Source organism: Aeromonas sp. QDB31, assembly GCF_027707605.1.
GTDB lineage: Bacteria > Pseudomonadota > Gammaproteobacteria > Enterobacterales > Aeromonadaceae > Aeromonas > Aeromonas media.
Genome location: NZ_JAPCIX010000017.1, coordinates 58060 through 70196, shown reverse-complemented (window position 1 = coordinate 70196; position 12137 = coordinate 58060). Strand labels below are relative to the sequence as shown.

Annotated in this window: 14 protein-coding genes; all 14 read right to left on the bottom strand. The window is 61.9% G+C overall.

Translation table 11 applies throughout. The features are described 5' to 3' along the window. Positions 1 to 127: 127 nt before the first annotated feature. Positions 128 to 796, bottom strand: coding sequence for a heme exporter protein CcmB (gene ccmB / locus PG898_RS15895; RefSeq protein WP_043129052.1), 669 nt, complete (start codon positions 794 to 796; stop codon positions 128 to 130). 2 nt (positions 797 to 798) lie between these two features. Further along, positions 799 to 1434, bottom strand: coding sequence for a cytochrome c biogenesis heme-transporting ATPase CcmA (ccmA, locus tag PG898_RS15890; RefSeq protein ID WP_042648455.1), 636 nt, complete (start codon positions 1432 to 1434; stop codon positions 799 to 801). 221 nt (positions 1435 to 1655) lie between these two features. Next, positions 1656 to 2042, bottom strand: a complete 387-nt coding sequence (locus PG898_RS15885; protein WP_042648456.1) for a DUF2802 domain-containing protein — start codon at positions 2040 to 2042, stop codon at positions 1656 to 1658. A gap of 94 nt (positions 2043 to 2136) precedes the next feature. After that, the gene (locus tag PG898_RS15880; protein ID WP_005333026.1) at positions 2137 to 2625 is read right to left on the bottom strand and encodes a chemotaxis protein CheW; all 489 of its coding nucleotides are present in this window, start codon (positions 2623 to 2625) and stop codon (positions 2137 to 2139) included. A gap of 69 nt (positions 2626 to 2694) precedes the next feature. Then, positions 2695 to 3561 carry a chemotaxis protein CheW gene (locus tag PG898_RS15875; RefSeq protein WP_043129051.1) on the bottom strand — a complete coding sequence of 289 codons (867 nt, stop codon included), beginning with the start codon at positions 3559 to 3561 and terminating at the stop codon, positions 2695 to 2697. Beyond that, the gene (locus PG898_RS15870; protein ID WP_042648458.1) at positions 3558 to 4352 is read right to left on the bottom strand and encodes a ParA family protein; all 795 of its coding nucleotides are present in this window, start codon (positions 4350 to 4352) and stop codon (positions 3558 to 3560) included. The genes PG898_RS15875 and PG898_RS15870 overlap by 4 nt, the downstream gene beginning before the upstream one ends. A gap of 4 nt (positions 4353 to 4356) precedes the next feature. Continuing rightward, a complete protein-coding gene (locus PG898_RS15865) occupies positions 4357 to 5265 on the bottom strand; it encodes a flagellar motor protein MotB (protein ID WP_043129049.1) in 909 nt (302 codons plus the stop codon). A gap of 2 nt (positions 5266 to 5267) precedes the next feature. Beyond that, positions 5268 to 6005: a flagellar motor protein gene (locus PG898_RS15860; RefSeq protein ID WP_270824588.1), complete on the bottom strand. Its 738-nt coding sequence runs from the start codon at positions 6003 to 6005 to the stop codon at positions 5268 to 5270. A gap of 2 nt (positions 6006 to 6007) precedes the next feature. Continuing rightward, positions 6008 to 7123: a protein-glutamate methylesterase/protein-glutamine glutaminase gene (locus PG898_RS15855; protein ID WP_042648461.1), complete on the bottom strand. Its 1116-nt coding sequence runs from the start codon at positions 7121 to 7123 to the stop codon at positions 6008 to 6010. A gap of 31 nt (positions 7124 to 7154) precedes the next feature. Beyond that, positions 7155 to 9290, bottom strand: a complete 2136-nt coding sequence (locus PG898_RS15850) for a chemotaxis protein CheA (RefSeq protein ID WP_270824587.1) — start codon at positions 9288 to 9290, stop codon at positions 7155 to 7157. Positions 9291 to 9301: 11 nt separating this feature from the next. Continuing rightward, entirely contained in the window at positions 9302 to 10042 is a 741-nt protein-coding gene (locus PG898_RS15845; protein ID WP_270824586.1) for a protein phosphatase CheZ, read from the bottom strand. A 12-nt stretch (positions 10043 to 10054) separates the two neighbouring features. Then, complete coding sequence (gene cheY / locus PG898_RS15840; protein WP_425266319.1) at positions 10055 to 10426, bottom strand: chemotaxis response regulator CheY; 372 nt, start codon at positions 10424 to 10426, stop codon at positions 10055 to 10057. A gap of 123 nt (positions 10427 to 10549) precedes the next feature. Then, positions 10550 to 11269 carry an RNA polymerase sigma factor FliA gene (locus tag PG898_RS15835; RefSeq protein ID WP_270824585.1) on the bottom strand — a complete coding sequence of 240 codons (720 nt, stop codon included), beginning with the start codon at positions 11267 to 11269 and terminating at the stop codon, positions 10550 to 10552. Further along, positions 11262 to 12137, bottom strand: coding sequence for a MinD/ParA family protein (locus tag PG898_RS15830; RefSeq protein WP_025326254.1), 876 nt, complete (start codon positions 12135 to 12137; stop codon positions 11262 to 11264). Before PG898_RS15830 ends, PG898_RS15835 begins: the two co-directional genes overlap by 8 nt.

Sequence of the window (12137 nt, the reverse complement as noted above, 5' to 3'; positions counted from 1 at the left end):
GAGGGCTACCATACCCACCGGCGGGAAACATCATATCCCCCCAAAGCAATAAGCAGCCATCCCCTTGATCTATCTCAATTATATTCTTCACAAAACAGCCTCAAAAGAAGCTTTTTTTGATAATCAATCAATTGACGCTGACCCGCAGTGCCGCCGAGATGGCCAGGGGCGTCAGGGTCAGGGCCCCCGCCAGCATGGCCCCCAGGATCGCGAGCTGGCCCCCGTAGGGCAACCCCATGCTCGCCGCATCGATGGCGGAGGTGGCGAAGATCAGCACCGGGATATAGAGCGGCAGCAGCAGCAGGCTGAGCAGCACCCCCCCCTTGCGCAGCCCCGCCGTCAGTGCCACCCCGACCGCCCCGAGCAGGCTCAGCACCGGGGTGCCCAGCGCCAGGGTTGCCACCACGGCCAGATAGGTCCTGATGTCCAGGGAGAGCAGGATGGCGAGCAGCGGGGAGACCAGCAGCAGCGGCAGGCCGGTCAGCAACCAGTGAGCGATCACTTTCGCCAGCGCCAGCAACCCGAGGGGATGGGGCATCAGCATCATCTGCTCCAGGGCGCCGTCGCTGAAATCATCGCGAAACAGCCGCTCCAGGGAGAGCATGGCAGCCAGCAGGGCCGCCACCCAGATGATACCGGGGGCAATGCGGGCCAGCAGCTGGGGCTCGGGCCCGATGCCGAGCGGAAACAGGGTGATGACGATGAGGAAGAACCAGAGCGGATTGAAGATGTCGGCACGCTGGCGCAGGGCCATCAGCAACTCGCGGTGAATAAGGTGGATTACGGCGCGCAGCATGGCTACTCCTGCAACAACGAGGTCAGCGACAGTGTCTTCAGGCGCCCCTGCATCAGGGTCAAGTCCTGATGGGTGGTGAGAACCACCATGCCGCCGCGATCCGCGTGAGTCAGGAACAGCCGCTCCAGCACCTTGACCCCCTGCTTGTCGATGGCGGTAAAGGGCTCGTCCAGGATCCAGAGCGCCGGGCGCTCCGACAGCCAGAGCCTGGCCAGCGCCACCCGCCGCTGCTGCCCGGCCGAGAGCTGGCCCGCGGGATAATCCTCGAAACCGGCGAGGCCGACCTGGGCCAGCACCTGCCAGAGATCCACGTCGCCCTCGGCCGTGCCGTGCAGCTTCTGATAGAAGGAGAGGTTCTCGAGGGGGGTCAGGGTCGCCTTGACGCCGGGCTGATGGCCCAGGTAGAGCAGGCTGGCATGGTACTCATCCCGGCAATGGCGGATGTTCTCCCCGTTCCAGCACACCTCCCCCGCGAAGGGTTGGGAGAGGCCGGTCAGCAGACGGAGCAGGCTGGTCTTGCCCACCCCGTTGGGGCCTTCAATCTGCATCAGATCGCCCGAACGCACCGCGAAGGAGAGATGTTCAAACAGGGTGCGATCTTCACGCACGCAGCTCAGATTGTTGGCTTGAAGCAGCATGGGGATGTAATCGTTGAAAATGAGGCGGCCTGCATCTTAACACAGGATCCGGAGGCGTCTTTTCAAAGATGCCAATAATCAACAGGATTTGTGGGGGAGATCGCGCACCGGCAGAAGAAGATGTGGCAGGGGGAAACTGGAGTGACCAGGCACGGGCAGAGGGAGGGGTGGCAGGGAAGAGCGGGGCGGCCAGTGCCTCCCCTCTCGATCTGAAGCAGGGGTCAGGTGCGCCCCTTGCGCAGGGAGATCAGCAACTCGGCTTCGGCCTGGGGCAACTCGCATTCGCTCATCACCTCGTCGAGATCGGCGCCAAGCTCCACCATCTTGGCGGCGCGGCTGTAGAGGCGGCGCTCCGGATCCTGCAGGGTCAACTCCTGCTGGCTATCCTGGATCTTCTGCATGGCCCCTTCGGCGGATTGCAGGCGCTGACCCATGCCGATGGCACCGGTATGCAGCTCCATCATCTGCTTGCGCAGACTCTCGAGTTGCCCCTGCAGCGTCTCCATCCTGGCCTCGGACTCTCGCTGACGGCGGCGGTGACCCAGAATACCGTAGAGGGCCAGCACCAGCGCCAACAAGGACAACCCCAAGGCTGCTAATTCAATCATCAAACTGTCACCTTCCTCATCACAGGGTCCCGCTCGGCGTCAAGGTGCCGCGGGCAAATCCGGGACCGCTGTTGTATCACTTTTTGACGCGCCGTTACAGGGAGCCGATATCGTCCCACTCTTCGTCGGAGAGCAGCTTGTTGAGATCCACCAGGATCAGCAGCTGACCGTCGCGGTTGCTCACACCCTGGATGAACTTGGCGCTCTCCTCGGTGCCCACTGCCGGGGCAGCGTCGATCTCGGAGGAGCGCAGATAGACCACCTCGGCCACGCTGTCCACCATGATGCCGATCACCTGCTTCTCCGCCTCAATGATGACGATGCGCGAATTCTCGCTCACATCCCCGGCCGGCAGGCCGAAGCGGGAGCGGGTGTCGATGACGGTCACCACGTTGCCACGCAGGTTGATGATGCCCAGCACATAGTCTGGCGCACCCGGTACCGGGGCGATCTCGGTGTAGCGCAACACCTCCTGGACCTGCATCACGTTGATGCCATAGGTCTCGTTTTCCAACTGGAAGGTCACCCACTGCAGCACTTCGTCCTCGGCCAGATTCTGTGCAATATTGCGCTTCTCTGTCATCTTCTTGATCCTTGTATGAACCCGTCAACGGGTAAAATTAGCAATAAAACCATGGCGGTGCCGATGTTGTCAGCGGCCTTCAATGTTCACGCCTCGGCCAAGGAGCACCAAGAGCTCCCTGACGTGCAGCAGGGCACACATCTTCTCCTTGACCATGCCCGCCAGCCAGGGGCGTTTCCCCTCCTGATGGCGCCACTTCACCTGATCCCGATGCAGCAGTTCGGTGCCCTTCAACTGATGACAGGCCAGTCCCCAGGGTGATTCCCCCAGCATAATCAGATATTTGTACTCGTCTATCTCCAGATGCTGGCCCGGCATGACCCACTGGGCCGTGTCGACCACGTTCATCTTCTGCTCCCGGGAGGTCATGATCCCCTTGTACCAGCCCGGCTGGCCGAACAGGGAGGTCACCTCCCCCAGCTGGTGAATGCCGCCGAGCTCGGTCAGGGGTACCGCGAAGGTCACTCCGGCCACGTCGAAGAAGAGCGCCTGAAACTCGTTGCCGGTATCCAGGTTTTCCCAGGCCGCAGGGGCAGGCTCAGGTTCCGCCGCCAGCACGGGTTCGGCCAGTGCCAGGGCGACGGGCTCGGCGATCACCGGGATCACTTCGGGCGTCACCAGGGCCACCTCGACTGGCTCGGGCTCTGCCTCGACCTCGAGCTGGAAAGGCTCGACATGCACCTCCTCATGGCTCAGGACATCCATCTCATCCTGCACCTGGCTCACCTGGGCGAGCAGTTCGCTCAGTTGCGCCAGTCGGTTGTCGGTTTCGAGATAGGGCGCCGCAACCACCTCGGGCAAGGGGGCAGGCTGAGGCTGCAACTGCAGCACAGGGGCCGGCGGCTCGTCGTCCGGCCCTTCCCGCAGCAGGGCGTCATCGAGCAGCAGGGAGTGGAAATAGTCATCCATGGCCCGAACCTGGGTGGTCTCTCTCATGGCTTCACCTCCTGGGTCCGTTGACGCTCCAGCGCATCGAGATGGTTGAGCAGGGTCTCGTAGGCATAGGTGCCACGGCTGCCCGGTGCATAGATGGACGGGGGGATGTGCAGCAGGCTGGCATCCCGGAATTTGGTGTCGATGGGAATGACCGCATTCCACACCGCCTCCCCATACTGCTCCTTGATGGATTGCAGCGTCATCAGCGACGCCCGGGTACGCTTGTCGAACATGGTCGGGATCACGGTATAGCGGAACTTGTCCCGCTTGGATCGCTGCATGATCTCGAAGGTCTTCATCATCCGCTCCAGCCCCTTCAAGGCCAAAAACTCGGTCTGCACCGGCACCAGGATGCGATCGCAGGCCGCCAGCGCGTTGACCATCATCACCCCCAGCACCGGCGGGCAGTCGATGAGCACATAGTCATACTGATCCTGCACCCTGAGCAGGGCACGCTTGAGCACCAGCCCCATGCCTTCCCGGTTGCCCATGACCCTGTCCAGGGTCGCCAGCGTGATGGAGGCAGGCAGCAGGTGGATGTTCTCGAACTTGGTCTTGAGGGTCATCCGGTTGACCAGCTCGGCACTGGGCTTGGCCGCCTGGAACAGCTCGTAGAGGGTGCCCTCCAGCCGGTCCGAGTCAAAATCAAAATAAGAGGTCAGGGAGGCATGGGGATCGGTGTCGATCAGCAGCACCCGCTGGCCACGCTGGGCCAGAATGCCCGCCAGGGAGACGACCGTGGTGGTTTTACCGACTCCACCCTTCTGATTGGCAACCGTCCAAACAATCACTGTATCAATCCTGCCTTGTTGTTATGCGTATGCCACCACCGGGCAGCGTCACCACTCTGACGTTCTCGCTGTCGACGCTCTGTGGCGCGGCCGATGCCGGCGTCGCCGTCAGGGGTTTGGCGGGGGACGCCGGCACCCAGGCGAATCTGGAGATGGCGACCACGACCTTGCGATTCTGTAACCGCCCCTGCTCGCTGCCGTTGTCGGCGAAGGGGGAGAACTCCCCATAGGCCTCGTAGGCGAGCCGCTCGGGGGCGATGCCCTTGACCACCAAAGCGCCGAGCACCGCTTCGGCGCGGGCGGCAGACAGGGTCCAGTTGGAGCGAAACATTTCGTTGTTGATCGGCTGGTTATCCGTGTAACCCCGCACCCTGACATAGTTATCGACCGGTTTCAGAATACCTGAAAGCGTATCGAGCACCGGGGCCGCATTGCTTCCCAGAAAGGCGCTGCCGCTGCGAAACAGCAGGCCGGAACTCAGCTCCACCGTCAGCCAGTTGTCATCCTTCGCCAGCTTGACCACGCCGGCCTCCACCAGGGCGCCCATGGCCTCCTGCAACTGCAGATCGATCGTCGCAAGGGCCGTGCCATCTTGCTGGATCGGGGTACCCGTGATAGGAGCGAGCGAAGGCGACGGGGAGGCCTGGCTCTCCAGCAGGGAAGACGCGGCTGACACCGGGTTGTTGAGCAGGGAGTTGCCCTGCCCCTCCAGCAAGCCGTCGCTGCGCGGTACCTGGTTGAATGCCTGGGTCATGCCCTCGATGACAGCGCGGTACTGCTCCTTGTTGACGATGGCTACGGAGTAGAGCACCACGAAGAGGGCGAAGATGAGCGTCATGTAATCGGCATAGGAGACCAGCCAGCGATCGAGATGTTCTCGCCCTTGCAGGTGCAAACGATAGCGCTTGCGCATGGCTATTCCCCTTTCAGATACGCCTGTAGCCGCCGTTCAACCTGCTGGCCATTCTCCCCGTGGGCGATGGCCAGCAACCCTTCCAGCGTCATCTCCTGATAGAGACCGTGGTGGTAGTGGAATGCCCGCAGGCGATTCGCTATCGGCAGATAGAGGAGGTTGGCAAAGCCCACCCCGTAGATGGTCGCGACGAAGGCGATGGCGATGCCGGCGCCCAGGGTGCCCGGCTCCTCCAGATGAAACATGGCCTGGATGAGGCCTATCACGGCCCCTATGATGCCGATCGTCGGGCTGTAACCCCCCATGGCCTCGAACACCCTGGCAGCGTGCTCGTTGCGCTCCTGTTCGATGTCGATGTCTGCCTCCAGCAGGCGGCGGATATCCTCGATGGAGACCCCGTCCACTATCATGGTGAGGCCCTGGCGGGTGAAGGGATCGCTCTCCTCTTCGGCCTGGTTCTCCAGCGCCAGCAACCCCTGCTGGCGCGCAAACTGGGCCCAGGCCTGCAGGCGCTCGGCCTGTTGCACCAGATCCCGCTGTGGCGGAAACAGCATCCAGCGGGCTTGGGCGAGGGCGGCCAGCATGTACTTGCGGGGCGTCTGCAGGATGACGGCACCCCAGGTGCCCCCGACCACGATGACGAAGGCAGGGCCATCCAGCAGGGTCAGCAGGCTGCCACCGTGCCACCACTGGGCGACGGCCACGGCAGCCAGCGCCAGCACCAGGCCGAACATGCCCATGGTCAGCGACCCAACTCGACCAGGATGCGCTGGGCAACCCTGTCCAGCGGCAGGGATTCGCTGGCGATGCCCGCCTTGGCAACCGCCTGGGGCATGCCGTAGACCACGCAGGAGGCTTCATCCTGCGCCCAGATGGTGGCGCCCTGATCCTTGAGCAGACGCGCCCCGTCCCGGCCATCGGCTCCCATGCCAGTCAACACGATGGCGAGCACCTTGTCGCCGTAGATCTTGGCGGCCGAGGCGAAGGTGATGTCGACACAGGGCTTGTAGTTGACCTTGTCATTGCCCTCGATGATGCGAAGACGAGCACCTGGCCCGCGCCCTTCCAACAGCATCTGCTTGCCACCGGGGGCGAGATAGGCGTGACCCGGCCTCAGCACGTCACCGTCCTCTGCCTCCTTGACCCCGATCTGGCACAGGCCGTTGAGACGGGCGGCGAAGGCCGCGGTGAAGGTGGCCGGCATATGCTGGATTAACAAAATCGGATGGGGGAAATCTCCCGGCAGCTTGGTCAGCACGTTCTGCAGCGCCACCGGACCGCCGGTGGAGGTGCCGATGGCCACCAACTGATAGCTCTTGCCGCTGCGCTTGAAGCTGGCGGGGGCCGCGGCGGCACGAACCGGTTCTGGCTGGCGCTCAAGAGGACGTGCCAGGGCAGCACCGAGGGCGGGACGCACCGCGGGCTCCGGCGCCCGGGGTCTGGTGGCCGCCATCAGGAAGCGCTTGCGAGCAATCTCCCTGACGCGCTGTTGCAGCAGCTTGACCGCCTCATCCTTGTCACGGGCGATGTCTTCGAACTTCTTGGGCAGAAAATCGAGGGCGCCGGCATCCAGTGCATCCAGGGTCGCCTTGGCCCCCTCATGGGTCAGCGAGGAGAACATCAATATGGGGGTCGGACACTTGGCCATGATCTCGCGCACGGCGCTGATGCCGTCTAGCACCGGCATTTCGATGTCCATGGTGATGACGTCAGGCCGCAACTGCAGCGCCTTGTCTACCGCTTCCCGGCCGTTCTGGGCCGTGTCGATCACCGTCATCAGGGGGTCCTGATTGATGATCTCACTGACCCGGCGACGGAAGAAACTCGAATCGTCGACCACTAATACCTTGACTGCCATTGTTATTCTTTTAACTCCTTGAGCCAGTCGCTCAGTGGCGGCGGGCATAAGCCTTGAGCAGGCTGGGCACGTCCAGGATGAGGGCGATGCCGCCATCGCTGGTGATGGTGGCGCCGGCCATGCCGGGGGTCCCTTGCAGCAGATTGTCCAGAGGCTTGATCACCACCTCTTCCTGACCGATGAGGTTGTCCACCACGAAGCCCACCTGCTGGGTGCCGATCTGGACGATGACCACGTGGCCTGTGTCCTGACGGGCCGTCTTGCCGGCACCACGGACCAGCCACTTGTGCAGGTAGAACAGCGGGATCGCCTTGTCGCGCACTATGATGGTGAGCTGGCCGTCCACCACGTTGGCCTTCTTCAGATCCAGGTGGAAGATTTCGTTCACGCAGCCCAGCGGCAGGGCAAAGGTCTGTTCACCCACTTCCACCATCAGGGTCGGCAGTATGGCCAGGGTCAAGGGCACCTTGATCTCGAGGCGGGTACCCTTGCCCCAGGTCGAATCGATGTGCACCGAGCCATTGAGGCTGACGATGCTGGTCTTCACCACATCCATGCCGACGCCACGGCCCGAGATGTCGGAGATCTCGGACTTGGTGGAGAAACCGGGGGCGAAGATCAGGTTGTAGGCGTCGTTGTCGCTCATGCGCGCCGCGCTGTCGGCATCGAGCACGCCACGGCTGATGGCGATGGCTTTGAGCTTCTCCGGGTCCATGCCGGCACCGTCATCCTCGATGCAGAGCAGGATATGGTCACCCTGCTGGGAGGCGCTCAGGGTGATGGTACCCTGACGGGGCTTGCCCGCCTTCTCCCGCACGTCCGGCATCTCGACCCCGTGGTCGCAGGAGTTGCGCACCAGGTGAACCAGGGGATCGGCAAGGGCCTCTACCAGGTTCTTGTCGAGATCCGTCTCTTCACCCACCATCACCAGCTCGATCTCTTTCTTGAGGGTGCGGGCGAGATCGCGCACAACGCGGGGGAAGCGGCCGAAGACTTTCTTGATAGGTTGCATGCGGGTCTTCATGACCGCGCCCTGCAGATCAGCGGTCACCACATCCAGGTTGGCCACCGCCTTGGACATCTCTTCGTCATTGCTGGCGATGCCGAGGCTCACCAGGCGGTTTCGCACCAGCACCAGTTCCCCCACCATGTTCATGATGACGTCCAGGGTCTTGGTATCCACCCGCACAGTGGTGTCATTTTGCACCGCACTGCTCTCGGGGGCAGCCTGCTTGGCAGGGACGGGTGCCGGGGCCGGTTTGGCCGGCGCAGGGGCGGGTTTGGCGGGGGCGGCGCTGGCCGCGACCGGCGCCTTGGGCGGGGTCACGGGCGCGGCGGGGGCCTTGGGCTCGGGAGCCGGTGCAGCCGCCATGCTGTGCTGCGGCGCCTGGCCACGGCCATGTAATTCATCCAGCAGGCGTTCGAACTCGTCGTCGTCGATGAGCTCGTCCACCTCTTTTTGTACCGATTGCAGCGGGGAAAGATCTGGGGCACCGCCGTGCTGGCCCTGGCCGTGCAGCTGATCGAGCAAGGCCTCGAACTCGTCGTCCGTGATATCGCCCGAGCCGCTCAACACGGGGGCGGCAGACACCGTCGGCGCCTTGCCGGCACCGTGCAGTTCATCCAGCAGGCGCTCGAATTCGTCGGCGGAGATCTCGTCGATGGAGCCGCCACCGTTGACAGCCACAGGCGCACTCTCGGCGACGATGACGGGTTCGGGCTCGGGTTCTGGCTGCTGCGGGGCGGCAACACTGGCGGTACGCAGTTGCTCCTGCCCTTCGGGTTTGCACAACTCGTGCAGATCGTGCAGCAGATCGGCAGAGGCCGGGCTGGTCGGCTCCCGGTTCTGCACCTGGGCAAACATGACGTTGATGGCATCAAGGGCCTGCAAAATGACATCCATCAGCTCGGCACTGAGGGTTCGCTTGCCGTTGCGCAGCATGTCGAACAGGTTCTCGGCACCGTGGCAGACGTCCACCAGCTCGGTCAGGGAGAGGAAACCCGCTCCCCCCTTGACGGTATGGAAGCCGCGAAAGATGGCATTCAACAGATTCTTGTCATCGGGCCGCTTTTCCAAGTCGACCAGTTGTTCAGACAACTGTTCCAATATTTCTGATGCTTCGACCAAAAAGTCTTGCAGTATGTCTTCATCAACTTCGAAGGCCATGCGTCACTCCATTAGAATCCCAGGCTAGACAGCAGATCGTCCACATCATCTTGACCATTGACCACATCGGACCTTGTCTGCGGGTTCATGATGGGGCCTTCTGCCTCGATGCCGCTCGCTGGCAGGCGGCGCGCCGAATTCTCGATGACGGCCTCACCAAACATGGTCAGCATCTCTATCAACTTTGTTTCAACTTCCTGCACCAGCTTGATCACCTTGCGGATCATCTGACCGGTCAAGTCCTGGAAATCCTGAGCCATCAGGATTTCAGTCAGCAGTTGTCGTAACTTATCGGCATCCGTCTCCGAAGCCTTAATAAAATCATTCAGTTGATGGCAGAGTGCCTTGAACTGGCCCAGTTCAAGATCCCGGCTCATCAAGGCATTCCAATTGGGCATCACCAGCTGAATGTTGTCATTGAGCCGATCGGCGATGGGAAGGCTGGCCTCTACCGCATCCATGGTGCGATTGGCCGCCTTGTCCGTCATGTCGATGACATAGCTGAGACGCTCCCGGGCATCCGGGATCTCGTGGGTGGCCAGGTCGGGGATCCTGGGATCCAGGCGAAAATCTTGCAGTGAGTTGTGTAACTGACGGGTCAGCTGCCCCACCTTGTCAAACAGGGCCGCCGCATTGGGGGCGCACACATCGGCGAGGATGGTATCGGCCTGTTCAAACTCTTCTCGCTCCAGGTGGGCAACCAGCATCCTTGCCTGTTCAAGCGAGATCATGGCACTCGTTTTGGCCTTCATCCCTGCCGCTCCTTAGCCGATTCGTTCAAAGATCTTGTCGAGCTTCTCTTTGAGGGTGGCGGCAGTGAACGGCTTGACGATATAGCCATTGACCCCGGCCTGGGCGGCTTCGATGATCTGCTCGCGCTTGGCTTCCGCAGTCACCATCAGTACCGGCAGGTGCTTGAGTTTGTCATCGAGACGGATCGCCTTGAGCAGGTCTATGCCCTGCATGCCGGGCATGTTCCAGTCGGTGACCACGAATTGATAATCGCCGTTTTTCAACATCGGCAGGGCCGTGTTGCCATCGTCTGCTTCATGGGTATTGTTATATCCCAGGTCACGCAGCAAGTTCTTGATAATCCGGCGCATCGTTGAAAAATCGTCGACGATGAGGATTTTCATGTTCTTGTCCAAAATTCCCTCCTAAATAGCCGCCAAAACGGCTCACTTACATGATGCAGATCGCAGGTTTTATGGTGCGGATTATGCCTTAGAGTTGCGTTCCAGTGTAGCCAGTACAACCACTTATAAATTCCAATCTCTCAGACGGGCCCGCAGCCTGTGCATGGCCTGGCTGTGGATCTGGCTCACCCGAGACTCGCTGACGCTCAGGACTTCCCCGATTTCACGCAAGTTCAGCTCTTCGTCGTAATACAGTGACAGCACCAGGGCTTCCCGTTCGGGCAGGCGGGCGATGTGTTCGGCCAGGGCGCCCTGGAAGCGCTCGGCCGCCAGATCGTCGAAGCCGCCGTGACTGCTGGCGTCATCGGGATGCCCTATCACATCCTCGCTGACCCCGAGATCCTCGATGCCGATGATCTTGCCGCAGGAGACATCCTGCAGCATGGCATGGTATTCACCCAGGGAGACCCCCATGTTGGCGGCTACCTCGGTGTCTCTGGCATCCCGGCCATGGGCCTGCTCCACGTTCTCGATCGCCTCTGCGATGGCACGGCTGTTGCGGTGCACCGAGCGGGGCACCCAATCCCCGCGGCGGATCTCGTCGAGCATGGCGCCGCGGATGCGGATGCCGGCATAGGTTTCAAAGCTGGCGCCCTTGCTGCCGTCAAAGTTGCGGGAGGCTTCGAGCAGCCCAATCATACCTGCCTGGATCAGGTCATCCAGCAAGACACTGCTTGGCAGGCGAGCCAATAAATGCTGGGCAATCCGCTTGACCAGGGGAGCGTGACGCTCCACCAGCACGTAGGAATCCTGATGACGCAAGTATGCTTGGGCTTTATTCACGGGAGTCTTCCTGTGCTATGACCGGCTTTTGCAATAAATTTTCCAGGAAAAATTCGAGGTGTCCCCCCGGCTGGTTCGGGATGGGCCAGCTCGCCGCCTTGTTCGCCAAGGCACGGAATGCCAGGGAGGCGGGCGACTTGGGGAACGCCTCGACGATCAGCTTCTGCTTGCGCACCGCGGCCCGCAGGTTGGTGTCGTAAGGCACGCAGGCCACCAGCTCTAGGGAGGTGTCCAGGAAGCGGTCGGTGACCCGGGTCAACTTGGCGAAGAGCTCCTGTCCCTCGCGCAGGGAGCGCACCATGTTGGCCACCACCTTGAAACGGAACACCCCGTGATCCTTGGAGAGGATCTTGATGAGGGCATAGGCATCCGTGATGGAGGTGGGCTCGTCGCACACCACCACCATGATGTCCTGGGCCGCACGGGTGAAGCTCAACACCATGTCGGAGATCCCCGCCGCCGTGTCCACCAGCAGCACGTCTACCTGGGTCTTCATCTCGCTGAAGGCGCGGATGAGCTCGGCATGTTGCACCGGCGACAGCTCGACCATGGACTGGGTGCCCGAGGTGGCCGGCACTATCATCATGCCGTAGGGCCCCTCGACGATGATGTCGTCTATGGTGCACTCCCCCGCCAGCACATGGGAGAGGTTGCGGTGCACCCGCAGCCCCAGCATGACGTCGACGTTGGCCAGACCAAGGTCGGCATCCAGCACCAACACCCGCTTGCCTTGGGCGGCCATGGCTCCCGCCACGTTCAGGGTCACGTTGGTCTTGCCAACGCCCCCCTTGCCTCCAGACACGGCGATCACTTTCACTCGATTGTTTTGACGCATTTTGCGCAGACCACTCGCCTGATCCATATACAT